This is a genomic window from Streptosporangium sp. CA-135522 (assembly GCF_050949235.1).
Taxonomy (GTDB): Bacteria; Actinomycetota; Actinomycetes; order Streptosporangiales; family Streptosporangiaceae; genus Streptosporangium.
On sequence record NZ_CP192026.1, the window covers coordinates 630,074 to 653,948 of the forward strand.

General features: G+C 70.5%; 21 protein-coding genes and 2 pseudogenes. 12 read left to right on the top strand and 11 right to left on the bottom strand.

The features are described from left to right. Position 1: 1 nt before the first annotated feature. The 3 genes from ACQPYK_RS03070 to ACQPYK_RS03080 all read right to left on the bottom strand — a co-directional run bounded on the left by ACQPYK_RS03070 (position 2) and on the right by ACQPYK_RS03080 (position 2,348). Positions 2-868, bottom strand: coding sequence for an HAD family hydrolase (locus ACQPYK_RS03070; protein WP_433249815.1), 867 nt, complete (start codon positions 866-868; stop codon positions 2-4). An 83-nt stretch (positions 869-951) separates the two neighbouring features. Further along, a complete protein-coding gene (locus ACQPYK_RS03075) occupies positions 952-1,644 on the bottom strand; it encodes a DUF5667 domain-containing protein (RefSeq protein ID WP_433249818.1) in 693 nt (230 codons plus the stop codon). A gap of 107 nt (positions 1,645-1,751) precedes the next feature. Next, positions 1,752-2,348: a sigma-70 family RNA polymerase sigma factor gene (locus ACQPYK_RS03080; protein WP_433249821.1), complete on the bottom strand. Its 597-nt coding sequence runs from the start codon at positions 2,346-2,348 to the stop codon at positions 1,752-1,754. A gap of 250 nt (positions 2,349-2,598) precedes the next feature. On the opposite strand from ACQPYK_RS03080, the gene ACQPYK_RS03085 reads away from it, so the two are divergent. After that, positions 2,599-4,380 (top strand): antibiotic biosynthesis monooxygenase, encoded by a 1,782-nt coding sequence (locus tag ACQPYK_RS03085; RefSeq protein WP_433249824.1) that lies wholly within the window; start codon positions 2,599-2,601, stop codon positions 4,378-4,380. Here the strand turns inward: ACQPYK_RS03085 and ACQPYK_RS03090 are convergent. Next, positions 4,370-4,618, bottom strand: a complete 249-nt coding sequence (locus tag ACQPYK_RS03090; RefSeq protein ID WP_433249827.1) for a glutaredoxin family protein — start codon at positions 4,616-4,618, stop codon at positions 4,370-4,372. The two genes, ACQPYK_RS03085 and ACQPYK_RS03090, sit on opposite strands and share 11 nt — an antisense overlap. Positions 4,619-4,907: 289 nt before the next feature. Between ACQPYK_RS03090 and ACQPYK_RS03095 the strand changes: the two genes are divergently transcribed. The 6 genes from ACQPYK_RS03095 (at position 4,908) to ACQPYK_RS03120 (ending at position 11,470) form a co-directional block, all read left to right on the top strand. Continuing rightward, positions 4,908-5,615, top strand: coding sequence for a redox-sensing transcriptional repressor Rex (locus ACQPYK_RS03095; protein ID WP_433249830.1), 708 nt, complete (start codon positions 4,908-4,910; stop codon positions 5,613-5,615). Positions 5,616-5,709: 94 nt separating this feature from the next. Beyond that, a complete protein-coding gene (locus tag ACQPYK_RS03100; RefSeq protein ID WP_433249833.1) occupies positions 5,710-7,032 on the top strand; it encodes a glutamyl-tRNA reductase in 1,323 nt (440 codons plus the stop codon). Between the two features lie 44 nt (positions 7,033-7,076). Further along, positions 7,077-7,949, top strand: coding sequence for a hydroxymethylbilane synthase (gene hemC, locus ACQPYK_RS03105; protein ID WP_433258688.1), 873 nt, complete (start codon positions 7,077-7,079; stop codon positions 7,947-7,949). Next, positions 7,946-9,526 (top strand): uroporphyrinogen-III synthase, encoded by a 1,581-nt coding sequence (locus tag ACQPYK_RS03110; protein ID WP_433249836.1) that lies wholly within the window; start codon positions 7,946-7,948, stop codon positions 9,524-9,526. Before hemC ends, ACQPYK_RS03110 begins: the two co-directional genes overlap by 4 nt. A gap of 123 nt (positions 9,527-9,649) precedes the next feature. Continuing rightward, on the top strand, positions 9,650-10,636 hold the full coding sequence (gene hemB, locus ACQPYK_RS03115) for a porphobilinogen synthase (protein ID WP_433249839.1): 987 nt from the start codon (positions 9,650-9,652) through the stop codon (positions 10,634-10,636). 192 nt (positions 10,637-10,828) lie between these two features. Continuing rightward, a complete protein-coding gene (locus ACQPYK_RS03120; RefSeq protein ID WP_433249841.1) occupies positions 10,829-11,470 on the top strand; it encodes a bifunctional DNA primase/polymerase in 642 nt (213 codons plus the stop codon). Positions 11,471-11,514: 44 nt separating this feature from the next. On the opposite strand, the gene ACQPYK_RS03125 is transcribed toward ACQPYK_RS03120, so the two are convergent. Continuing rightward, on the bottom strand, positions 11,515-12,729 hold the full coding sequence (locus ACQPYK_RS03125) for a low temperature requirement protein A (protein WP_433249844.1): 1,215 nt from the start codon (positions 12,727-12,729) through the stop codon (positions 11,515-11,517). 279 nt (positions 12,730-13,008) lie between these two features. Further along, a complete protein-coding gene (locus tag ACQPYK_RS03130) occupies positions 13,009-14,247 on the bottom strand; it encodes a serine hydrolase domain-containing protein (RefSeq protein WP_433249847.1) in 1,239 nt (412 codons plus the stop codon). Positions 14,248-14,511: 264 nt separating this feature from the next. Between ACQPYK_RS03130 and hemL the strand changes: the two genes are divergently transcribed. Further along, the gene (gene hemL, locus ACQPYK_RS03135; protein ID WP_433249850.1) at positions 14,512-15,807 is read left to right on the top strand and encodes a glutamate-1-semialdehyde 2,1-aminomutase; all 1,296 of its coding nucleotides are present in this window, start codon (positions 14,512-14,514) and stop codon (positions 15,805-15,807) included. Here hemL and ACQPYK_RS03140 read toward each other — a convergent pair. Then, positions 15,804-16,532 (bottom strand): TetR/AcrR family transcriptional regulator, encoded by a 729-nt coding sequence (locus ACQPYK_RS03140; RefSeq protein ID WP_433249853.1) that lies wholly within the window; start codon positions 16,530-16,532, stop codon positions 15,804-15,806. The two genes, hemL and ACQPYK_RS03140, sit on opposite strands and share 4 nt — an antisense overlap. A 75-nt stretch (positions 16,533-16,607) precedes the next feature. On the opposite strand from ACQPYK_RS03140, the gene ACQPYK_RS03145 reads away from it, so the two are divergent. Continuing rightward, entirely contained in the window at positions 16,608-18,125 is a 1,518-nt protein-coding gene (locus ACQPYK_RS03145) for an FAD-dependent monooxygenase (protein WP_433249856.1), read from the top strand. Positions 18,126-18,146: 21 nt separating this feature from the next. Here ACQPYK_RS03145 and ACQPYK_RS03150 read toward each other — a convergent pair whose 3' ends face one another. Then, the gene (locus ACQPYK_RS03150) at positions 18,147-18,419 is read right to left on the bottom strand and encodes a hypothetical protein (protein WP_433249859.1); all 273 of its coding nucleotides are present in this window, start codon (positions 18,417-18,419) and stop codon (positions 18,147-18,149) included. A 26-nt stretch (positions 18,420-18,445) separates the two neighbouring features. On the opposite strand from ACQPYK_RS03150, the gene ACQPYK_RS03155 reads away from it, so the two are divergent. Continuing rightward, the gene (locus ACQPYK_RS03155; RefSeq protein ID WP_433249862.1) at positions 18,446-18,694 is read left to right on the top strand and encodes a hypothetical protein; all 249 of its coding nucleotides are present in this window, start codon (positions 18,446-18,448) and stop codon (positions 18,692-18,694) included. A gap of 100 nt (positions 18,695-18,794) precedes the next feature. Next, positions 18,795-19,913: pseudogene (locus ACQPYK_RS03160) on the top strand (IS630 family transposase). A 34-nt stretch (positions 19,914-19,947) separates the two neighbouring features. Here the strand turns inward: ACQPYK_RS03160 and ACQPYK_RS03165 are convergent. Then, complete coding sequence (locus ACQPYK_RS03165; RefSeq protein WP_433249865.1) at positions 19,948-20,535, bottom strand: TetR/AcrR family transcriptional regulator; 588 nt, start codon at positions 20,533-20,535, stop codon at positions 19,948-19,950. A gap of 167 nt (positions 20,536-20,702) precedes the next feature. Between ACQPYK_RS03165 and ACQPYK_RS03170 the strand changes: the two genes are divergently transcribed. Continuing rightward, positions 20,703-21,890 carry an FAD-dependent monooxygenase gene (locus ACQPYK_RS03170; RefSeq protein ID WP_433249868.1) on the top strand — a complete coding sequence of 396 codons (1,188 nt, stop codon included), beginning with the start codon at positions 20,703-20,705 and terminating at the stop codon, positions 21,888-21,890. Positions 21,891-22,013: 123 nt separating this feature from the next. Here ACQPYK_RS03170 and ACQPYK_RS03175 read toward each other — a convergent pair. After that, positions 22,014-23,132: pseudogene (locus ACQPYK_RS03175) on the bottom strand (IS630 family transposase). A 100-nt stretch (positions 23,133-23,232) separates the two neighbouring features. Beyond that, the gene (locus tag ACQPYK_RS03180; protein WP_433249870.1) at positions 23,233-23,838 is read right to left on the bottom strand and encodes a Uma2 family endonuclease; all 606 of its coding nucleotides are present in this window, start codon (positions 23,836-23,838) and stop codon (positions 23,233-23,235) included. Between the last annotated feature and the right edge of the window lie 37 nt (positions 23,839-23,875).

Consider the following 23,875-nt stretch of genomic DNA (forward strand, 5'->3'; position numbering starts at 1 on the left):
CTCACCTGGTGCGGTAGACGCGGCGCAGGGCGACGGCGGCCGCCACGCCGCCGGCGACGGCGCCGATGCCCGCGGCGACGGGCAGCGCGATCATGGTGGCCTTACGGCCGGTGCGGAAGTCCTTGATCTCCCACTTGCTCTCCCGGGCGAAGTCGCGCAGCTCGCTGTCGGGATTGATCGCGACGGCGCGGCCCACGAGGGACAGCAGCGGCAGGTCGTTGGCCGAGTCGCTGTAGGCGGAGCAGCGGGACAGGTCGAGGCCCTCCCGGCGGGCCAGCGCCCGGACCGCCTCCGCCTTGGCGGGGCCGTGGAGCAGGTCGCCGACCAGGCGGCCGGTGTAGACGCCGTCGACGGTCTCGGAGACGGTGCCGAGCGCACCGGTCAGGCCGAGGCGCTGGGCGATCACCCGGGCGAGCTCCACCGGGGTCGCGGTGACCAGCCAGACGCGCTGGCCGGCGTCCAGGTGGCTCTGGGCCAGGGCGCGGGTGCCGGGCCAGACCCGGTCGGCCATGGCCTCGTCGAAGATCTCCTCGCCGAGACGGATGATGTCCTCCACCTTGCTGCCCGCCACGAACGCCAGCGCCGTCTCGCGGGCCTGGGCGATGTGCTCGGGGTTCTCGTCGCCGCGGACCCGGAACACCGCCTGGCCGAGCGCGAACTTGAGCAGGTCCTTGGTGGTGAACAGGCCGCGCGAGGCCAGGCCCCGGGCGAAGTGGTAGATGGAGGCTCCGCGCATCATCGTGTTGTCGACGTCGAAGAAAGCGGCCGCGGTCGGATCGGGGTCGGCCATCGGCATCGCGACGGCCGCCGCGGCCGCCACCTCTCCGGCGATCTCCGGTTCGTCCCGCTGTCGTATCAGCCGCCTCATAGCACCTCAGCTTAACCGGCACAGGCGGGTGTGATTGGTGCGCGTCGCACCGGCGGGCGATGACGTCCCGGCGGGAAGAACGCTCATTCGGGCGGTTCCAGCCCCTCGATGTAGTTGAGATAGCCGTGGGCCCGGCGCTGCTCCTCCACATCCATTTTGGGAAGCATTCCTTCGATCTGGTTGCGTTGTTTCTGGACGAAGCGTTTGAGCTTGCGCGTGCTCTTCACCTCGTCCTTGGCGTCGTGGCGCCGCACCTGGGTGAGGGAGGTGACCGCCGAGCGCGTGGTGTCCTCCATCGCCTGGAGGGTCTCCTTGATCAGGCGGTTCTCGCGCTGGGTGGCGCCGAGGAGCTCCTCCACCTCACGGGCGCGGGTCTCGGCGTAGTCGAAGGAGCGGTCCGCCCGTTCGGCGTCGTCGGCGCTCAGGTGGAACAGCGTGCTCTCGGCGGCGCGCTTGAGCGGGTAAAGCGTGTCCCCGGGCATCGACCTGTATGTCGCCAGTCCCGCCAGGGCCATCGTGGCCGCCAGGCTCAGGCTCAGCAGCTGGGGCGACAGGCGTGGCCTGGACCGCAGCGGGGCGGCCCGCCCGACGGGAAGGCCGTCCGGCCCGGCGGCGCCCGTGAGGGCGTCCTGCTCGGCGGCGCTGACGAGGCGCTCGCGCAGCTCCGTGCGGAACTCGGGGCACGGCCCGCCTCCCATCCGGGCGCCGAGCACCGACACGCGGTTCCGGGTACGCGCTTGCGATCTTCGCGAGATTCCGGGCAGCCACTTACCCATGAACGCTCCCTGCCGCCCCCAGAACACGATCCATCGATGTCACTTGCCTAACGACGGCTCGGCGCGCCGGGTTACGCGGTAGGCGGCCATCGACATCGGAGCCGGGGTCAGCCGAGGTCGGAGGGGAGGGCGCGGGCGAGGGAACGGATCGCCCGAAACTGCAGCGCCTTGATCGCCCCGCTCTTTTTGCCCATGATGAGCGCGGTCTCCGCCAGCGACATGCCGTGCAGGAACCGCAGGACCACGCACTCCTGCTGCTCGGGGCCGAGATCGCGGACGGCGCTGAGCACCCGGTCGTTGATCATCGCGGTGACGACGGCGTTCTCCGGGATGTGCGGGCCGTCGAGCGGGGTGTCGATCACCTCGGCCGTCGAGACCTCCAGGCGGTATCTACCGGATTTGAAGTGATCGGTGATCAGGTTCCGGGCGATGGTCACCAGCCATGCGCCGAAATCGCGTCCTTGCCAGGTGAAGTCGGCGATCCGGCGAAGCGCCCGGAGAAAGGTCTCGCTCGTGAGGTCCTCGGCCAGCGGATGGGATCCGACCCGGAAGTAGACGTAGCGGTAGACAAGGTCGAGATAACGGTCGTAGAGCGTGCCAAATGCATCCGCGTCCCCCGTTTTGGCACGCAGAACGAGCCTCCGGAGATCCTCCGAGGCGTCCTCGCGTCCAGCGAGCTCATTTCTGTGGACCGGCTGGGCCACCGCGGAAGCGGTACGGAGAGGCCCGGCGAATGGCCACGTGTCTGGCATCCGTTATCCCGGTGGGGGAGGGGGTGCGGCGTGCCCGATCACTCTAGAAATCAACCGGCAATTCCACAATCTACTTCGTAACGTCGTGACTAGCAGTAATCGCCCGATACGGTGTGGGGCCGGTCGTTTCAATCGGACCGATGGGTCGACTACCAGTTCGGCTACCGGTTGGGGGCTAATGTCCGGCAGCATTGGAGCCACCATGGAAGTCCTCGTCGCTGTCATCGCGTTTGCCGGTGCGTTGCTCGCAGCCATCGCCACCGTCGCCCTCGTCGGCCGGCTCCGTAGCGAGCCCAAGGGCTGGCTGATCGCCTGGAGTATCACGACGGCGGCACTGTGCGTGTCACTCGGAGTGATCGCAACCGGTCATTTAGTGGGGTTTGGGTCGGCCACGTTCCGGATTTATCAGCTGGCCGGATCAATGTTGGCCCCGCTGTGGCTGGCCATCGGGGTCATCCAGCTCCTGGCCCGCAAGTCCGGCGCGAGGTTCGCCGCCTGGCTGCTGGGCACCGCGTTCACCGTCATCGCCTCAGTGATCATGATGGTCGACCCGATCCTGCAGGCCACGGCGTTCACCAAGGTCCTGCCGCCAGGCGGCCTGCACTGGGGGCTGCCGCCGACCTATCTGCTTCGAGCCGTCCACGTGGCCGTCGTGCTCGTCCTGCTGGGCGGCGTCGCGATCGCGGTCATGCGCTGGCGCGGGGGTGACGACTACGACGCCGACAACATGCACGCGCTCCTGGCGCTCGGCCCGACCGGCCTGGCCCTGCTGGGAGCCGTGAGCTTCACGGTGCCCGGGGTCTTCACCGTGCTGCTGCTGTGCGTCACCGCCGCCGCCGTCTGGTACGCCGTGCTCCGCCCGCTGGCGCCCTACGAGGACGAGGACGAGGACGAGCCGGAGGACGGCGGGCAGGAGCGCCGGCCGACCGGCCGGCGCGCGGCCTCTTCGCCCCCCCGGGACGTACAGGTGGCGGGCCGCCGTGCCCTGCCGGAGGAGTCCCCGCGCCGCTCCGGTCTCGGCGACCTGGTGGCCGAATACCGCGCGGGCGAGCAGGACGTCGACTACGCCGCGCGCATGCGGCAGCAGGCCCCCGGCCAGGACGAGGCGTTCGGCGGTCCCGCCACCGGCACCTTCATGGCCGGCGAGTACGGCATGCCGGCCCCCGGTCAGCCCGCCGGCGGCGGCGAGTACACCCGGCAACCTCCGGTGACCGGCCAGTTCGGCATGCCGGCCGGCAATCAGGCGACCGGCGAGTACGACATCCCGGTCAACGAGTACGGCAGGCCCCCCGGACAGGCCGCCGGCAGGCCGTCCGGGCCCAGCACCGGCGAGTTCGTCATGCCCGACGCGGCTTATGGCGCTCATCCCGGCGGCAGTCTCCAGCCCATGCCCGCCGACCAGGCGTTCGGCACCTCGCCCGGATACGACCAGGCGTTCGGCGCCCCGCCCGGGTACGACCAGGCCGCCGGCGCGTCCGCGGCCTACGGTCGTGACCCCGGCCCCGGCGGTGTCCCGGGTCACGGCCAGGTGCCGGACCGGGGCCTCGGCGGTGCCTCCGGTCACGGTCAGGGGCCCGACCGGGGGTTCGGCGCTCCGCCCGCCGCGGGATATCCGGGCGGGGCCGAGCAGCCGGGCGGCTCTTCCCGTCCCTCACCCAGCACCTTCGGCATGCTGACCGTCCTCACCCTGATCGACGGCACCGGCGAGAGGTTCGACCGGCTGGCCGAGGAGACGGTCGAGGCCGTGCGCCGCTCCGAGCCCGACACGCTCATCTACGCGTGTCACTCGGTGAAGTCGGCTCCGCTCCAGCGCATCGTCTACGAGATCTATCGCGATGAGGTCGCCTACGCCGACCACCAGCGCCAGCCGCACGTGGAGCGGTTCGTCAGCGAGCGGCAGAACATGGTGCTCGCCACCAACGTGATCGAGCTCACCGTGAACGCCGCGAAGGTGATGCCGCTTCCGGCGGTCTTCAGGCTGTGAGCGCGGCGCGCAGGCGGGTTTCGTCGACGCGCCAGAAGTCGTGCTGGACGCCGTCGATGAGGGTGACCGGGATCATCTCCCAATATGCGGCCTGGTCCTCCTCGGAGACGGTGATGTCGCGCTCCTCCCAGGGAACGCCCAATTCCGTGGCGACCCGGTCGATCACCGCCCGCGCGTCGTCGCAGAGGTGACAGCCGGGCTTGCCGAGCAGCGTGATGCGGTGGTCCTGCGGTGCCATGTCCGCCACGGTAGCCGAGTCCCGGGCTCCCGCAGGCAGCCCCTTTCCGCAATAAGGGAGAAACACCTCTGTAGCAGGGCGGGTTACGCTTCTTCTACCAGGGTGGGTGATCCTTCCACAGGTAGGGAGTAACGAGGCAGGGCACCCGCCGCCGGTTTCCGGCCGGTCCCGTCGGCCCCCACTTTGTGCATCGGTTCACAAAGGGACTAACCTGAAAGACAGTGGCCTCACCTCGTCATCCGTCGCGTCCGGGCCGCGCCGGCCGCCTGTCCCCCTGGAGCTCCGGCACGTGATCCGCCGTCTGTCCCAAGCTCGTGAACGTGGCATCCCCGAGGCGACCGTCGCCCGGCTGCCGCTCTATCTGCGCGCGCTGAACGGCATGGCCGAGCGAGGCCTGGCGACCGTGAGCTCGGAGGACCTGGCCGTAGCCGCCGGGGTCAACTCGGCCAAGCTTCGCAAGGACCTCTCCCACCTGGGTTCCTACGGCACCCGTGGGGTCGGATATGACGTCGAATATCTCATCTACCAGATCTCCCGCGAGCTGGGCCTGACCCAGGACTGGGCCGTTGCCATCGTCGGAGTGGGTAACCTCGGTCGTGCACTGGCCAATTACGGCGGGTTCGTCTCCCGAGGATTCCGGGTCGCCGCCCTGCTCGACGCCGACCCCGAGGTGGTGGGCGACCATATCGCGGGATTGAATGTGGAGCACATCGACGAGCTGGAAGCCGTGATCAAGCGGCGGGGAGTGTCGATCGTGGTGCTCGCGACGCCGGCGGCGGCGGCCCAGCAGGTGGCCGACCGGGTCATCGCCGCGGGGGTCACCAGCATCCTGAACTTCGCCCCCGTCGTACTTGCCGTGCCTGAAGACGTCGATATCCGTAAAGTCGACCTATCGATTGAATTGCAGATCCTTGCGTTTCATGAGCAACGCAAAACGGATCGGATGACTGGGGGGCCCGCGATGGCCGAGGAGTGGCCCGAGGCGGTGGACTTGTGAGCGAGCGCGACGAGCAAGCCCGAGGACGCCGCGTTTCTCGAAAGGACGAGGGAGACCGGGCCCGTCCACGTCCACGGAGAGTCGAGGACGGCAGATGAGCGTCCTCGTCGTCGGCCTCAGCCACCGGACGGCTCCGGTGGCCCTGCTGGAGCGGGTGTCCGTCTCCGGTGACGCGCTGGCCAAGCTGCTGCACGCCGTCCAGCAGGACGCCTGCGTCTCCGAGGCCATGGTCGTCTCGACCTGCAACCGGGTCGAGATCTACGCCGAGGTGGACCGCTTCCACGCCGCGGTGACCGCGATCTCCGAGCTGCTCGGCATCCATTCGGGCGTCCCGATGGAGCAGTTGTCGAACCACCTCTACGTGCATTACGAGGACCGGGCCGTCGAGCACCTGTTCTCGGTCGGTTCCGGCCTCGACTCGATGGTCCTGGGCGAGGGGCAGATCCTCGGCCAGGTCCGCTCGGCCCTCAAGCTCGCGCAGGAGGAGGGCACGCTCGGTCCGACGCTCAACGAGCTCGTCCAGCAGGCCCTGCGGGTGGGCAAGCGCTCCCACGCCGAGACCGGCATCGACCGGGCCGGCGCCTCCCTCGTGGGCGTGGGCCTCACCCTCGCCGAGCGCGTCCTCGGCCCGATCCAGGGCAGGCGCGCCCTGGTGGTCGGCGCCGGCTCGATGAGCGCCCTGTCGGCCGCGACCCTGCAGCGGGCGGGCGTCACCGACATCGTGGTGGTCAACCGGACCCATGAGCGCGCCGTACGGCTGGCCCAGCAGGTGGACGGCCGGGCCGCCGAGTTCGGCGACCTGGCGCGCGAGCTGGCCCAGGCCGACCTGGTCATCTCGTGCACCGGCGCCACCGACGTGGTCATCACCGCCGACATGGTGACGGCCAGGGAGATGTTCTTCCTGGACCTCGCGCTGCCCCACGACGTGGACCCCGCCGTACGGCAGCTGCCCGGCGTCACCCTCGTCGACCTGGAGTCGATGCAGGACGGCGCGGCCGACGCCGACACCGACGACGGCGGGCGTGCCGAAGCGGTCACCGCCGTGCGCGCGATCGTCGCCGACGAGGTGGCGGCCTACCTGTCGGCCGAGCGCGCCGCACGGGTCACCCCGACCGTGGTCGCCCTGCGGAGCAAGGCGGCCAACGTGGTCGAGGCGGAGCTCGGACGGCTCGTCGCCCGGGTTCCGGAGCTCGACGGGCGGGTCCGGGACGAGGTCACGCAGACAATCAGGCGCGTGGTCGACAAATTGCTCCATGAGCCCACCGTGCGTGTCAAACAGCTCGCGGAGTCCCCGGCAGGCGATCATTATGCGGAGGCGCTGCGTGAGCTGTTCGACCTGGACCCGAAGGTCCCCCGCGCGGTGAGAAGCATCGAAAGGACCGACGCGGAGACCGGCAAGAAGGAGGTGGGCAGGTGAGCGGCGTTCTCCCTCCACTCAGGCTGGGCACCAGGCGCAGCCTCATGGCGACGACCCAGTCGGGTCTGGTCGCCGCCCGGCTCACCGAGCTGACCGGCCGGGCCGTCGAGCTCGTCGGCGTCACGACCTTCGGCGACGTGACCAAGGCCAGCCTCACCCAGCTCGGCGGCACCGGCGTCTTCGTCAGCGCGCTGCGTGACAAGCTGATCGAGGGTGAGATCGACTTCGCGGTTCACTCGCTGAAAGACCTCCCCACCACGCAGGACCCGCGCGTGGTCATCGCGGCGATCCCGCCGCGCGACGACCCCAGGGACGCCCTGGTGAGCGCCGCGAAGCTGGCCGACCTGCCGTCCGGGGCGAAGGTCGGCACCGGCTCTCCCCGCAGGATCGCCCAGCTCAGGGTGCTCCGTCCCGACCTCGACTACGTCCCGATCCGCGGCAACGCCGACACCCGGATCGGCAAGGTCACCTCCGGCGAGCTGCAGGGCGTCGTGCTCGCCGCCGCCGGACTCGGACGGCTGGGCCGCGAGGCCGAGATCTCCCAGATCTTCGAGGTCGAGGAGATGCTCCCGGCCCCCGGTCAGGGCGCGCTCGCGGTGGAGTGCCGGGCCGACCGGACCGACCTCATCGAGTTCCTGAGCGTGCTCGACGACGCCCGGACCCGGGCCGCGGTGACCGCCGAGCGCGCGGTGCTCAACGCCCTGGAGGCGGGGTGCGCGGCTCCGGTGGGTGCGTATTCGGCCGATGACGGGCAAAATCTAATTCTGACCGCCGCTGTCGTCGCCGTCGACGGCAAGCGGGCGGTGCGCAAGTCCACCGCCGGGACCCTTTCGGCGCCCATGGATCTCGGACGCGACCTCGCGGCCGAGATGATCGCTGAAGGGGCAGGCACGTTGATAGGGGAGCAAGCACATTGAGCTCCGGAAGTACCACCTTCGAGCGCCCGGCCGGGTTCGTCGCCTTCGTGGGCGCGGGCCCCGGTGACGAGGGCCTGCTCACGCTCCGTGGCGCCGACCTGCTCTCAAAGGCCGATGTCGTCGTGCTCGACCGGGAGGCGTACGGCGCCTTGCTCCGCCACTGCCGGGAGAACGTCGAGGTCATCGACGCGGCCGAGGAGGACGCGGTCTCGCTGAGGGCGGTCACGGCGGCCAAGGGTGGATGCGGCGTCGTGCGGCTCTGCGCCGGCGACCCGATGTTCTTCTCCTCGATCACCGAGGAGGTCGCGGCCTGCGCCAAGGCGGAGGTGGAGTTCGAGATCGTGCCGGGCGTGCCCCCGGCGACGGCGGTGCTCACCTACGCGGGCATCCCCGCGGCGGTGTCGGTGCCGGAGTTCCGGGTCGTGGACGCGACCCAGGTCGACGACTGGAGCGTCCACGCGGCGGGCGCCGGCACCCTGGTGATCTACAACGGCGTCTCCGGGGCCGTCGCGATCGGCAAGGCGCTGATCGCCGCGGGCCGCCCGGACTCGACACCGGTCGCGATCAGCAGCGCGGGCACCACCACCGAGCAGTACACCGTGGTGACCACGCTCGGCCGGATCGGCCCCGACCTCAAGCACGCCGGGATGACCGAGCCCGCGCTGATCGTGGTCGGCGAGGCCGTCGGCATGCGCGATCGGCTGTCGTGGTTCGAGACCAAGCCGCTGTTCGGCTGGCGGGTGCTCGTGCCCAGGACCAAGGAGCAGTCGGCCAAGCTGGTCGAGCAACTGCGCTCCTACGGCGCGGTGCCGGAGGAGGTCCCCACGATCTCCGTCGAGCCGCCGCGCACGCCGCAGCAGATGGATCGGGCGATCAAGGGCCTGGTCACCGGCCGCTACGAATGGGTGGCGTTCACCAGCGCGAACGCGGTCAAGGCGGTGCGCGAGAAGTTCGAGGAGTACGGTCTGGACGCTCGCGCGTTCGCCGGCCTCAAGGTCGCGGCCGTGGGCGAGGCCACCGCGCGGGCGCTGGTGCAGTTCGGCGTCAAGCCGGACCTGATGCCGTCCGGCGAGCAGTCGTCGGAGGGCCTGCTGGCCGAGTGGCCGCCCTACGACTCGATGCTCGACCCGATCAACCGGGTGCTGCTGCCCCGAGCCGACATCGCGACCGAGACGCTGGTCGCCGGGCTGACCGAGCTCGGCTGGGAGTGCGACGACGTGACCGCCTACCGGACCGTCCGCGCGGCGCCGCCGCCCGCGCCCACCCGGGAGGCCATCAAGGGCGGCGGTTTCGACGCGGTGCTGTTCACCTCGTCGAGCACCGTGCGCAACCTGGTGGGCATCGCGGGCAAGCCGCACAACGTCACGGTCATCGCCGTCATCGGCCCGCAGACCGCCAAAACGGCCGAGGAGTTCGGTCTCCGCGTCGACGTTATGGCCGACAAACCGTCGGCTTCGGCCCTCGCGTCCGCGCTGGCCGAGTATGGTGCCAAGCAGCGGCAGGCCGCGCTCGCGGCCGGAGACGTTCCTCGCCGGCCCTCCCAGACCCGTCGAGGAGCCCGGCGCCGCGCCAAGTAATCTGGAACCGTCGCGAACGCTCGCGCCCGAGGACCTCGTGGCGGTTCCCGCGAGTTCAGCCAGCCATGTCCTGACACGGCCCCCGGTTCCTGATCCCCTATGGCCGGGGGAGAGGGAGAGACGATGACCGCCCAGTTCCCCGTCGCGCGTCCACGCAGGCTTCGCCGTACGGCGACGATGCGCCGGATGGTCGCCGGCACCCGGCTGCACCCGGCGGAGTTCGTGCTGCCGATGTTCGTCAAGGAGGGCATCGACGAGCCGAACCCGATCGGCTCGATGCCCGGGGTGTTCCAGCACACCCGCGACTCGCTGCGCAAGGCCGCCCACGAGGCGGCCGAGGCGGGGGTCGGCGCGCTGATCCTGTTCGGTGTCCCCGCGGTGAAGGACGCGCGCGGGTCCGCCGCCGACGACCCGGACGGGATCGTCCAGCGGGCCGTCGCCGACCTGGTCTCCGACGTGGGCGACAGCATGGTCGTGATGACCGACACCTGCCTGGACGAGTTCACCGACCACGGGCACTGCGGCATCCTGACGCCCGGCGGCGAGGTCGACAACGACGCCACCCTGGAGCGCTACGCGGCCGCCGCGGTGTCCCAGGCCCGCGCGGGGTCGCAGGTCATCGCGCCCAGCGGCATGATGGACGGCCAGGTCGCCGCGATCCGCGCGGCGCTGGACGCCGACGGCTTCGAGCAGATCCCGATCCTGGCCTACTCGGTGAAGTACGCCTCGGCGTTCTACGGGCCGTTCCGGGAGGCCGCCGAGTGCGCGCCGCAGTTCGGCGACCGCAACGCCTACCAGCAGGACGCGGCCGGATCGGCCGGCGAGGCGCTGCGCGAGGTGCGGCTGGACCTCGACGAGGGCGCCGACGCCGTGATGGTCAAGCCCGCGATGGCCTATCTCGACATCCTGCGCCAGGTGCGTGACGCGGTGGACGTGCCGGTGGCCGCCTACCAGGTCAGCGGGGAGTACGCCATGATCGAGGCCGCGGCGGCGAACGGGTGGATCGACCGGGATCGAGTGATCATGGAGTCACTGATCGCGATTCGCCGGGCCGGGGCCGACATGATCCTCACCTACTGGGCGACCGAGGTGGCCAAGAAGCTCCGGTGAGACCAGCGGCACATACCGAGAACTGGGGGTTTGCCGCTTGCTCGTGTGGTCTGTGCGTTAGAGTGCGAATACCGGTGCGGATGTGTCCGAGGTGGCGTGGCCCCTGACCGTCTGAGTTCCCTTGCTGATCAGAGTGTGGATACGTCATCGCATCCGGGGGGCACCCGGGATGGGCGGACGACGGAGGACACAATGGTGGGGGTACCACGAACTCGTCGTAGCAGGCGACGAGCTCATCCGAAGCAGACGATCGGTTCCGTGCTGGAGTACGCGGCCCTGGGCTGGGCGAGCTGTCCCGGCGCGCGCCCGCTGCACAGCGGCGCCCGCGCGTGCTCCTGCGACCGCGTCGGCTGTCCCGACCCGGGCGCGCACCCGCTCTCGCGGGCCTGGCAGATGCAGGCCACGACCGACCCCGCGCTGCTCGGCCACTGGTGGCAGTCCGACCCGGAGGCGAACGTCATCCTCCCCACGGGCCGCGTCTTCGACGTCTTCGACGTACCGGCCGCCGCCGGACTGACCGCCCTCGCGGGCATGGACTCCGCCGGCTCCGCAACGGGCCCGGTCGCCGCCAACGGTGACCGGGTCCTTTTCTATGTGGCCACCCGCAACGTCGCCGAGGACGAGGACGAATGGTGGTCCTGCCCTCTCGACTTCGGCCCGGCGACCATCGACGAGATGCCCGGCCTGCGCTGGCACTGCCGCGACAGCTACGTCCTTGCCCCGCCCTCGACGCTGCCGTCCGGTAAGGCCGCCTCGTGGCTGCGTCCCCCGGACGGCCGCCCGCTGCCCGACCCGCTGCGCGTCCTCGACCTGCTGGCCGACGTCTGCGACTAGGGCCCGTTCCGTGGGCTCCGCCCGCCGAGGTTGTCCGCGACGCCCTACCCGACGACGTCCATCGTGACCGCCGGTCGCTCGTCGCCGGCAGGTGTCTCTGACAGCCTGCGAGCCAGCACGGAGTCCCAGGCCGCGACGCCCCAGACGACCAGGGTGGCCAGGACGGCGAGCGCGAGCGGCGGCATCAGCGAGGGCATGAGCGCCACGAGCGCCCCGGCCGCCCCCAGCACCCCGATCGCGACGATCCTGTTGACCGGCATGTAGCCGAACACGGCCCGCTTGAACAGCGCGTGCCCGGTCAGGAAGAGCGCGGGCCCGCCCAGCACGGTCAGCGCGGTGCCGAGCGAGGTCCCCCCGGAGGGGTGCGCGATCGCCAGTTCGTCGCCCACCGCGGTGACGATGATGCCGGCGACCATGGGGATGTGCATGAAGGTGTAGGCCGATCTGCCGAGCCGTCCCGAATCGTCGGACTCGGCGATCGCCTCCGCCGCGGCCTCGGCGGTGCGGTCGAAGTAGACCCACCACATCGCCACGCTGCCGAGGAAGGCCACCACGAACGCGGCGACCGTGGCCGCCGTCAGGTGGTCGTTCTCGGCCAGAGTCAGCCCGGTGACCAGAACCGACTCGCCCAACGCGATGATCACGAAGAGCTCGCAGCGCTCGGCCATGTGGGCGCCGTCGATCGACCAGTCGACGATCGTCGCCCTGCCGAGGAACGGCGTGCGGTAGCCGTGCCAGGGCGCGAGATACTCCACCAGCAGCGCCACGACCCACAGCGCCACCTGGGCCGTTCCCCCCAGTAAGGCGCCCGTGATCCACAGCACACTGCTCAGGACGTGCCACACCAGGATGAGCTTGAAGGTGTGGCCGATCGGGTGGGCCCGTGCCGCGATCGAGACCACGATCGTCCGCCCGACCTGGATGGCCACGTAGGCGCCTGCGAACCACAGCGCCCGCGCGCCGAACGCCTGCGGTAGCGCCGCAGCCATGACGAGGCCGGCCAGCATCAACCCGGTCAGCGTCAGCCGCAGCACCGGATGGTCGGGGTCGCAGTAGTTGGTGGTCCACGCGGTGTACATCCACGCCCACCACACGGCCAGCGTGAGCAGCAGAGTCTGCGCGGCCCCGGCCGCATCGAGGTGGGCGAGGAGGAGGTGCGACAGCTGCGTGATCGCGAAAACGTAGACGAGGTCGAAGAACAGCTCGACAGGGGCGACCTTGGCGCTCTCCTGTCGTGATCGGAGAATCTGGACTGCCACTTGCTCTCCCCTGGAACACGATGTCGTCCACCTCGACGACCGCCGCGCCCGTGAAGGAGAGCCCTCCCCGACTTTTATGGAGATCGTCTGTGTCGGTCGGCCATCATCGTAGGTGACATACGCCGCTTTTGAGACAGAGCCCAGGGCGCGGTGGCGGTCCGCTGCCGAAGTTCGAGGCATCGCGGGTGGGTGATCGTGTGTGGTCGTGTCCCCCGGGCCGCCCGCTGCCCGACCCGCTGCGCGTCCTCGACCTGCTGGCCGACGTCTACGACCAGCCCGTCAGGAGAACGCCGCCATGATGATCTTGAGTGTCCTCGGCTTCACGCTCTCGGACTTGGCGTCCACCGAGTTGTAGGAGTAGACGACCGTGCGGGGCGACTCGCCCGTGCCCGCTGGGTTGCGCAGCCCGCCGATGCCGGTGAGATAGCCGTACCGGCCGCCGGTCTTGCCCCACAGGACGCCCACGCCGGGCAGCTCCAGCCGGGTCAGCCCCATGCTGTAGATCGCGTCCTTCTTCGCGTCGCCGTACATCCTGACCTCCTTGGGCGGCACGGTGAACATCTGCTCCAGCTGGGGCGCCGGGACCACGTCGCCCCGGAACAGCGCCCTGGTGAAGCGGTCGAGGTCGGCGGTCGTGGACACGAGGTTGCCGGCCGCCCATTCCATCGAGTGGCCCCAGACGGTCACGTCGATCGTCTTGCCGTCCAGCACCTGGTAGCCGTGGGTGTGCGGGCCGTGGATGGACGGGTCGTCGGTGGGCAGGGAGGTGTCGCGCAGCCCCAGCGGGCGCAGGATACGGTCGCGCACCTGCCGCTCGTAGCTCGACCCGGTGACCTTCTCGATCAGCATCCCCGCGACGGTGTAGTTGATGTCGAGGTAGTGCTGCGCGGTGCCCGGCTCGAACTCCATGTCATCCTGTACGGCCAGCGCCACGATCCGCTCCGGTGTCCAGTGCTCGAAGCGGCGCTTGTAGATCCAGGTGAACCCGTCGGCCGTCTCCTCGGCGGGGAGTCCCTTGGACCGGTCCGCCGGGGGCAGACCGCTGGTGTGGTTGAGCAGCTGGCCGACCGTGACCGGCCGGTAGCCGTCGGGCAGCAGGCCGGGCAGGTAGTGCTGGACGGTCTGGTCGAGGTCCAGCTTGCCTTCGGCGACGAGCTGGAGCACCACGGCGGCTGTGAAGGCCTTCGTCACGCTTCCCGCCCGGAAGCGGGCGTTGGCCGGCACCGGCCGCTTGGAGCGCAGGTCCCGCACGCCGGACACGCCCTGCCAGCTTCCCCCGGAGCCGCCCACCCGGACCTGGGCGGCGGTCCCCTCGGCGTCGGGGAGCCCCGCGATCGCCCGGCTCAGCGCGTCCGGGTTCACCGGCGGCAGGGCCTGCCGCGCGGCGGCGGACGTGCCGGCGTGGGCGGCCGGGCTCGTGCGGGCCGTCTGGGCCGTCTGTGCGATGGCCGGGGCGGCCGTCCCCACGGTGATCGCGGCGAGAGCGAGCCCGGCCAGTACGGTGCGGCGAATCCTCATGTCATCCTCCAGATCGGTTCTTTCTGCCGGGACCAATCCTGGAGATCGCGGGCCCGGCGGGGATCGCCGGTGAGAGCGGTCCTGGAGCTCCCCCGCGAGAGGGAGCCGCCTCGGGCGCGGGAGTGAGTGCCGGCCGTACCGGAGCTCGGCGGTCCCGCGAGGATTCCGGGGGCCCCGGGTGTTTCCCGCGATGAACCGGCGTTTCCGGTTGGCCGGCCACCGGTGCCGACGGGGGCTGTCGCCGCCGTGACTACCCTGGAGGGCGTGAGCCGTACTGAGAACTCCGAGGACCTGTTCGCCCGCGCACGTGAGATCGTCCCGGGAGGTGTCAACTCCCCGGTCCGCGCCTTCGGGGCCGTCGGCGGCACGCCCCGCTTCATGGCCTCCGGCCAGGGCCCCTACATCACCGACGTGGACGGCAACCGCTACGTCGACCTGGTCTGCTCGTGGGGGCCGATGATCCTCGGCCACCGGCACCCGGCCGTGGTGCAGGCCCTGGAGGAGGCGCTGCGCGACGGCACCTCCTTCGGTACGGCGACGCCCGGCGAGGTCGAGCTCGCCGAGGAGATCGTCGAGCGGGTGGCTCCGGTGGAGAAGGTCCGCCTGGTCAGCTCCGGTACCGAGGCCACGATGTCCGCGGTGCGGCTGGCGCGCGGTTTCACCGGCCGGTCCAAGGTCGTCAAGTTCGCCGGCTGCTACCACGGTCACGTCGACGCCCTGCTCGCCGCGGCCGGCTCCGGCCTGGTCACCTTCGGCCTGCCCGACACCCCCGGTGTGACCGGCGCCTCGGCCGCCGACACCGTGGTGCTGCCCTACAACTCGGTCGAGGCCGTGACCGAGGCCTTCCAGGCCTTCGGCGCCGAGATCGCGTGTGTGATCACCGAGGCCTGCCCGGCCAACATGGGCGTGGTCCCGCCGCTGGACGGCTTCAACGCCAAGCTGCGCGAGCTGTGCACCGCGCACGGTGCCCTGCTGATCGTCGACGAGGTGCTCACCGGCTTCCGGGTGTCGGAGGCCGGCTGGTACGGGCTGGACCCGGTGGACGCCGACCTGATGACCTTCGGCAAGGTCATGGGCGGTGGCCTGCCCGCCGCCGCGTTCGGCGGCCGGGCCGACGTGATGGCCCACCTCGCCCCCGAGGGCCCGGTCTACCAGGCCGGCACCCTGTCCGGTAACCCGCTGGCCTGCGCCGCGGGGCTGGCCACCCTGCGCGCCTGCGACGACGAGGTCTACGACCGGGTCGACGCCTCGGCCCTGATCATCGGCCGCGCCGCCGCCGACGCCCTGGCCGCCGCCGGGGTGCCGCACCGCCTGCAGCGGGCCGGCAGCCTGTTCTCCGTCTTCTTCACCGACGAGCAGGTCACCGACTTCGCCGGAGCCCAGCGGCAGAACACCGCCGCCTACCGGGCGTTCTTCCACGCCATGCTCGACCAGGGCGTCTACCTGCCCCCGTCGGCCTACGAGGCCTGGTTCCTGTCGGCCGCCCACGACGACGAGGCCCTGTCCCGCATCGCCGAGGCCCTCCCGCTCGCCGCCAAGGCCGCCGCCCAGGCCTCCTAGGGGTTTCGCGGATCGCCGGTCTCGCCCGCCCGGCCGGCGATCCCCTCCAGCAGGCAGGCGAGACCGAACTCGAACTGCTCTTCGAAGGTGTGGTCCTCGGCTTCGATGATCCGGCGGGCGAACTGGGGGTAGACGCCGCTCTCGACGACCTTGCGGATGTAGGGAGCGACGCCGGCGCGCCACTGTTCCTCGGTCATCCCGGTACGGCGCTGCGTCTGCTGTTCGGCCAGCTCCCGCGCGACGGCGCCGAAGACGTAGTCGGCGAGGAGGGCGATGATGTCGGAGGCCAGGGTGATGTCGGAGGTCAGGCCGCCGGCCGCGGTGAGCGCGACGTCCATCTGGCGCAGGGAGTTGGGGCCGAGAACCGGGCGGGTCACCATGACGGAGCCCCGCCAGGGATGGCGCAGGAGCGCGGCCCGCCGCCTGCGGGCGATCCCTCTCATGTCGGTGCGCCAGTCGCCGGACGGCGGCTCCGGCACGTCTTCGCCTTCCGTCGCGTCGACCATCAGGTCCAGTAGCTCGTCGCGGCCGGTCACGTAGCGGTAGAGCGAGGTGGTGCCGGACCCGAGGTCGGTCGCGACGCGCCGCATCGACAGGGCGTCCAGTCCCTCGGCATCGGCGATGCCGATCGCCGTCTCGACGATTCGCTCGACGCTCAGCCCCCGCCGGGGCGCGTACGGCTGCCGGTTCCACACCAGCTCGGGAACTGATTTCTCTTCACCCATGGCACATATCGTACCTATGTGGGTACAGTGTTCCCAGAAATGGGTACAGTGTTCCCGAATTATGGAGGAGAAATCGTGACCGAAGTCCTGATCGCCGGAGGCGGCACGGTCGGCCTGAGCGCCGCGGTGTTCCTGGCGCACCACGGGGTCCGGGTGCACCTGGTCGAGCGCCAGGACGGGCCGCAGGTCCACCCCCGCGCCACGGGCGTGGGCATGCGGACCGTGGAGCTGCTCCGCGAGGTCGGCCTGGACCGCGCCGTGGACGAGGTGGCCATCGACATGACGGCCGGCAGCCTCGGGAAGATCACCGCCGAGACGCTGGCCGCGGCCGCGCTGCCCTCGCTCCCCGAGGGGCCGACCCGCGCCCAGACGATGGCGGCGATGACCTACACCCCGAACATGCTCCGCGGCACCTGCCCGCAGAACCGGCTGGACTCGGTCCTGCTGCCCGCGGCCCGCGAGCGCGGCGCGATCGTGGAGTACGGTGCCGAGCTCGTCTCCTTCGAGCAGGACGCCGACGGGGTCACCGCGGTGCTCTCCGACGGCAGGACGATCCGTGCGGGCTACCTGGTGGCCGCCGACGGCGTCCGCAGCCGGGTGCGCTCCGCGCTCGGCATCGCCGCCTCGGGCCCCGGAAACCTGGGGGAGCCCATGACGAACACCCTGTTCCACGCCGACCTGAGCGAGCTGACCGGCGGCCGCGGCTTCATCTCCTGCAACACCACCCACCCGCGGGCGCAGGGGATGCTGATGACCATCGACGGCGCGAAGGAGTGGGCCTTTCTCACCGGCGGCGACCGCGAGCCCACCCCCGAGATGATCCGCACCGCCCTCGGCGCCCCGGACCTGGAGATCGAGATCCTGAGCACGCTGCGCTGGCGGATGAGGGGCTTGGTCGCCGACCGCTTCGCAGACGGGCGGGTGTTCCTGGTCGGCGACGCCGCGCACGTCGTGCCGCCGCTGGGAGCCTTCGGCATGAACACCGGCATCGCCGACGCCCACAACCTGGCCTGGAAGCTGGCGCTGGTCCTGCGCGGCGAGGCCGGACCCGCGCTGCTGGACACCTACGAGGCCGAGCGCCGTCCGGTGGCGCTGCTGACCCTGGAGCAGGCCGTCCTACGGCTGGCCGACCCGAGCCTGCACTGGGAGCACGGCCCCGCCCAGGTGGAGGCCCGTGCCAGAGCCGGCGTCATCAACGCCCCGGTCGTCAACCTCGGCTACCGCTACTCCTCGGCCGCGGTGATCGACCCCCGGCCCGAGCTCCCCTCCACCGAGGACGTCGCCCTCGACCTCGACGGCTCCCCGGGCTCCCGCGTCCCCCACGTCTGGATCTCCGAGGGCGTCTCGACGCTCGACCTGATCGCCTCCCGCTTCACCGTCCTGACCACCCCCGAAGGCGCGGCCTGGCTCGACGCCGCCGCCCGCCTGGACCTGGCCGCCCACATCGTCGATCTGCCGGAGATCCCCCGGGGAGGGGCGCTCCTGGTCCGCCCCGACGGCTTCGTCGCCTGGCGGGCGGAGGCCGGTGCCACCGACCGGCTCGAACCCGTCCTCGCCCGCCTGCTGGGCCGTACCGGCGAGGACGTCCTCTAGTCGCGGTTTCGGCCGACGCCTTCAGGCGCGGGCCGTCCGCTCGGGGATCTCGTCGGCGATCGCGATCCTGGCCGCCTTCGCGCCGGCAGGAGCCGCGGCGTCCCGACCATCGGGACGTGCCCGTGCGGGAACGGTCCCTGACGGCACGTCGGAGTCGGCTGCCGGGAGCATGCTGCCCAGCCGCCGCAGGCAGGCGCGCCGTTGCGCGACCGACAGCCCCGCGACCGCCGCCCCGAGCACGCGCCAGCCCGCCGGTCCGGCGGTCATCACCGCGCCGATCAGCAACGGGCGCACTCGACATCAAGAGATCCGGAGGCGGCTTGCCCCATATTGATCTCGACGTCAAGATGCTTGATGTCGACAGGCTGCGGCCGTACCCGGCGGGCATGCCGCTGCCGGCGGGGGTGGAGGGTTTCACACCGTGGCCGGCTCGCCCTTGCGGCCGCGCCCGAACGGCCGTGCGGCGCCTGCCGCCGGTGGCGCCGGATCGTGGGCGCGAGGCGACGGCCGGACAGGACGAGATCGAGCGGATCGTCAACGCGACCCGGTTCGCCGGCCGTGTCGACTAGTGCGGTGACCGGGAGGGTTCACCGGGTCGCTGCTCGCGGCGGTGGGGCCTAAGCGGGTTGGATGTGAGTCGTCAGATCCAGCTCGGCGCGGGGAGGCGTAGTGGCAGAGCCCGTCAGGGTCCGAAGACTCACCGACCAAGAAGGACAGAAACTCCAGCAGATCGTGCGCCGGGGCAGCGCCAGCTCCGTGCGTTACCGGCGGGCGATGATGCTGCTTGCCTCGGCCGGCGGCAACACCGTCCCGGTCATCGCCCGCCTGGTCGCCGCAGACGAGGACACCGTGCGCGATGTGATTCACCACTTCAACGAGGTCGGCCTGGCCTGCTTGGACCCTGGATGGGCGGGAGGCCGTCCCCGCCTGCTCAGCCCTGACGATGAGAACTTCGTCGTGGCGACGGCCACCACCCGCCCGATGAAACTCGGTCAGCCCTTCACCCGCTGGTCGATCCGCAAACTCCTCGCCTACCTGCGCACAGCACCCGGCGGATGATCGGGATCGGCCGGGAGGCGCTGCGCTGCCTGCCGGCCCGCCGCGGCGTCACCTTCCAGCGCACCACGACCTGGAAGGAGTCCACCGATCCGGACTACGACGCCAAGCTGAACCGGATCGAGCACGTCCTGGAACATTTCCCGGCCGGGTGTTGGCCTTTGATGAGTTCGGGCCGCTGGGCATCCGTCCCACGGCTGGTTCGGGCTGGGCCCGCCGTGGGCGGCCGGACCGGCTGCCGGCCACCTACCGGCGCACCCACGGCGTGCGCTACTTCCACGGCTGCTACTCCATCGGTGACGACACCTTGTGGGGGATCAACCGGCGCCGCAAGGGCATCGATCCCCCCTGGGCCGCGCTGAGTCGATCCGCGCCGCCCGCCCGGACGCCGCCCCGATCTACGTCATCCTGGACAACCTCTCGGCGCACAAGAACTGGCGCATCCGCACCTGGGCCAGGCGGCACAAGGTCGAGTTGTGCTTCACCCCGACCTACGCCTCCTGGGCCAACCCGATCGAGGCGCACTTCGGGCCGCTGCGGCAGTTCACCATCGCAGGCTCTGATCATCCCAACCACGTCGTGCAGACCCGGGCGCTGCACGCCTATCTGCGCTGGCGCAACGCCAACGCCCGCCACCCCGACGTCCTGGCCGCCCAGCGTCGTGAACGTGCCCGGATCCGCAGTGAAAAGGGCATCCGCTTCGGCGGACGCCCCCTCCCACTCGCTGCGTGATCACTCAACCCGGTGAACGTATGTGATCACCGCACTAGTGGTCTCGGGATGGCTCTGAGGTGGCGTTGATGACAGCGTCCACGACCATGTCGGCGTAGGTGGAGTCGATCGGCTGACCGGTGATCAGCAGCCGGTACCACAGCGGCGCGACGAGCATGTCCTCCATCAGGTAAGGGTCGAGGCCGGCCATTTGGCCGTGCTCCTGCGCGGCGCGGATCCGCTCGCGGTTGCGTTCCGACAGGGGGATGTGGACCTGCGTGTGGAGGATGGCGGCGAGATCGGGGTCGTGCTGGGCCGAGCCGACCACGCCGGCGAGGATGCCACGCAGCTCCTCCTCGGTGAAGATCGTGGTGACGGTGTGGATCCAGGTGCGGATGTCGGTCGCGAGGTCGCCGGTGTCGGGGATCGTGAAGTACGGCTCGCCCAGCCGCTCGGTCACCGCCTCCAGGATCAGCATGCCCTTCGAGGGCCACCAGCGATACAGCGTCGGCTTGCCTACCCGGGCGCGGGTGGCGATCGCCTCCATGGTCACCGCGGCGTAGGACTGCTCGGCGCACAGGTCGAGGGCAGCCTGGAGGATCACCGCTCGTGAGCGCGCGCTTGCGCCGGCCTTTCCAGTCACCCGCCGAACCTACCACGTAGAACGTGACGTTGCGTTCTTGACAGTCGAGGTCGCGGACTGCGTTAATACAGCAGCCGAACGTTACGTTACGTTTCCAAGGGCGGGAGCCCGGTTCCCGCACCCGCCTTGGGGCGTCGGCTCCCGCGGCAAACGACCATGGAGCAAGCGTGAACATCCTCATCTCCGGCGCCAGCGTCGCCGGCCCCGCCCTGGCCTACTGGCTGCGCCGTTACGGCTTCACCCCGACCGTCGTGGAACGCGCCCCCGCCCTGCGCACCGGCGGCCACGCCGTGGACTTCCGCGGCCGAGCCCACCTGTCCGTGCTGGACGAGATGGGCGTGCTGGGGGAGGTCATGCGGCAGCAGACGGGCATGGGCGCCATGTCCTACGTCAACGCCGCGGGCAAGAAGCTCAGCAACATGTCCGCCGACCTGTTCGCCGGAGACGTGGAGATCCTGCGCAGCGACCTGTCGCGCATCCTCTACGCGGCCACCGACGTCGAATACCTGTTCAACGACACCATCACCAGCATGACCCAAGACGAGTCCGGCGTGCAGGTCACCTTCCAGACGGCCCCGGCCCGCCGCTTCGACCTGGTCATCGGGGCCGACGGGCTGCACTCCACCGTCCGCGCGCTCGCCTTCGGCCCCGAAAGCGCCTACGTCCGCCACCTCGGCGTGCACTGCGCGGTCTTCCCCATCGCCAACTACCTCGACCTTGACCACACCGGGCTCACCTACCGCCCGCCGGGCAAGATGGTCGCCGTCTACAGCGCCCGCCACAACACCGAGGCCAGAGCCATGTTCCTGTTCGGCACGCCCCCGCTGGCCTACGACCGGCACGACACCATGCAGCAAAAGAAGATCCTGGCCCAGGCCTTCGACGGCGTCGGCTGGGAAGCCCAGCGGCTGCTGTCGGCCATGTGGGACGCTCCGGACTTCTACTTCGACTCCGTCGCCCAGGTCCGCATGGATTCCTGGTCCAATGGCAGGATCGCCCTGCTCGGAGACGCCGCCTACTCACCTTGCCTGCTGTCGGGCATGGGTTCGGGCCTGGCCGTGGTCGGCGCGTACGTCCTGGCCGGCGAGCTGGCGGCAGCGGGCGGCGACCACCGCGTGGGCTTCGCCCGCTACGAGGAAGCCATGCGCGGCTACGTCGACGGCGCCCAGAAGTCCGGCGAAGGCGTCAGCAAGATGATCGTCCCCCAGGGCCGGTTGCTGACCGCCTTCCTCAACCAGTACATGCGCCTGATGCCTTACCTGCCCGGCAAGCAGATGGCCGCCAACTCCTCCCGCCGCACCGCCGAGGCCATCACCTTGAAGCAGTACGCCCTGCAATCAGCCCTGCTCGGCTGACCTTCGGGGACGTTCTCCGCGACGCCGAGCCACCGCCGGAATCCTGCTGGCCCTCCTCGGCGCCTGAGCCGTTCACGGCTGGCACCTAGTGCGGTGATCACATACGTTCACCGGGTTGAGTGATCACGCAGCGAGTGGGAGGGGGCGTCCGCCGAAGCGGATGCCCTTTTCACTGCGGATCCGGGCACGTTCACGACGCTGGGCGGCCAGGACGTCGGGGTGGCGGGCGTTGGCGTTGCGCCAGCGCAGATAGGCGTGCAGCGCCCGGGTCTGCACGACGTGGTTGGGATGATCAGAGCCTGCGATGGTGAACTGCCGCAGCGGCCCGAAGTGCGCCTCGATCGGGTTGGCCCAGGAGGCGTAGGTCGGGGTGAAGCACAACTCGACCTTGTGCCGCCTGGCCCAGGTGCGGATGCGCCAGTTCTTGTGCGCCGAGAGGTTGTCCAGGATGACGTAGATCGGGGCGGCGTCCGGGCGGGCGGCGCGGATCGACTCAGCGCGGCCCAGGGGGGATCGATGCCCTTGCGGCGCCGGTTGATCCCCCACAAGGTGTCGTCACCGATGGAGTAGCAGCCGTGGAAGTAGCGCACGCCGTGGGTGCGCCGGTAGGTGGCCGGCAGCCGGTCCGGCCGCCCACGGCGGGCCCAGCCCGAACCAGCCGTGGGACGGATGCCCAGCGGCCCGAACTCATCAAAGGCCAACACCCGGCCGGGAAATGTTCCAGGACGTGCTCGATCCGGTTCAGCTTGGCGTCGTAGTCCGGATCGGTGGACTCCTTCCAGGTCGTGGTGCGCTGGAAGGTGACGCCGCGGCGGGCCGGCAGGCAGCGCAGCGCCTCCCGGCCGATCCCGATCATCCGCCGGGTGCTGTGCGCAGGTAGGCGAGGAGTTTGCGGATCGACCAGCGGGTGAAGGGCTGACCGAGTTTCATCGGGCGGGTGGTGGCCGTCGCCACGACGAAGTTCTCATCGTCAGGGCTGAGCAGGCGGGGACGGCCTCCCGCCCATCCAGGGTCCAAGCAGGCCAGGCCGACCTCGTTGAAGTGGTGAATCACATCGCGCACGGTGTCCTCGTCTGCGGCGACCAGGCGGGCGATGACCGGGACGGTGTTGCCGCCGGCCGAGGCAAGCAGCATCATCGCCCGCCGGTAACGCACGGAGCTGGCGCTGCCCCGGCGCACGATCTGCTGGAGTTTCTGTCCTTCTTGGTCGGTGAGTCTTCGGACCCTGACGGGCTCTGCCACTACGCCTCCCCGCGCCGAGCTGGATCTGACGACTCACATCCAACCCGCTTAGGCCCCACCGCCGCGAGCAGCGACCCGGTGAACCCTCCCGGTCACCGCACTAGCGGGGCAGCCTGTCCAGATCGATGTCGATGGCGAAGGGGACCGGGACGGTCAGCCGTCCGTGATGGATGCCGGTGAGGCCGTAGGCGCCGGTGGCGGGGTCGAGCTCGTAGACGTAGACGACGGGGCTGCCGTCGTTGTTCTCGACCCGCCAGAAGTGCGCGATCCCGGCCTCGGCGTAGCGCAACGGCTTGGTCTTGCGGTCGCGGTCCTCGGACTCGGGGGAGACGACCTCGACGACGAGGCGGACCTCGGCGGGGGTGTAGAACGTCCGCTCGTCGTCGTCGGCGGCCTCCGCGTCGACGACGACGACGTCGGGACAGGGGCGCATCCGATGGCCGAGCTTGACGTCCATCTGATCAACCGCCGACAGGCGCTCCGGCGTCTGGCTGTCGAGAGCCTCGGTGAGCCGGCGGATCATGCGCTGGTGGAAGCGCTTCTGGGGGGACATGAAGACGAGAGCTCCATCGATGAGTTCGACGTGCTTGAAGAAGTCGGGCTCGCCGTTCGGTCCCTCTGCCGGAAGGTGATCGAGATCGTCGGCGGTCCATCCCCATGGGGGAGGGGAAGGCCAGTAGTCGAGTGCGCTACTCACGTCGGTCACCGTAACATCGTCCCCGTCACCCGGTGTGTTCATTCAG

Coding starts and splice junctions, on each gene's coding strand:
- ACQPYK_RS03075 (WP_433249818.1), bottom strand. CDS start 1,644: ATGGGTAAGTGGCTGCCCGGAATCTCGCGAAGATCGCAAGCGCGTACC.
- hemB (WP_433249839.1), top strand. CDS start 9,650: ATGACCGCCCAGTTCCCCGTCGCGCGTCCACGCAGGCTTCGCCGTACG.
- ACQPYK_RS03100 (WP_433249833.1), top strand. CDS start 5,710: ATGAGCGTCCTCGTCGTCGGCCTCAGCCACCGGACGGCTCCGGTGGCC.
- ACQPYK_RS03070 (WP_433249815.1), bottom strand. CDS start 868: ATGAGGCGGCTGATACGACAGCGGGACGAACCGGAGATCGCCGGAGAG.
- ACQPYK_RS03090 (WP_433249827.1), bottom strand. CDS start 4,618: ATGGCACCGCAGGACCACCGCATCACGCTGCTCGGCAAGCCCGGCTGT.
- hemC (WP_433258688.1), top strand. CDS start 7,077: ATGGCGACGACCCAGTCGGGTCTGGTCGCCGCCCGGCTCACCGAGCTG.
- ACQPYK_RS03085 (WP_433249824.1), top strand. CDS start 2,599: ATGGAAGTCCTCGTCGCTGTCATCGCGTTTGCCGGTGCGTTGCTCGCA.
- ACQPYK_RS03140 (WP_433249853.1), bottom strand. CDS start 16,532: ATGGGTGAAGAGAAATCAGTTCCCGAGCTGGTGTGGAACCGGCAGCCG.
- ACQPYK_RS03120 (WP_433249841.1), top strand. CDS start 10,829: ATGGTGGGGGTACCACGAACTCGTCGTAGCAGGCGACGAGCTCATCCG.
- ACQPYK_RS03130 (WP_433249847.1), bottom strand. CDS start 14,247: ATGAGGATTCGCCGCACCGTACTGGCCGGGCTCGCTCTCGCCGCGATC.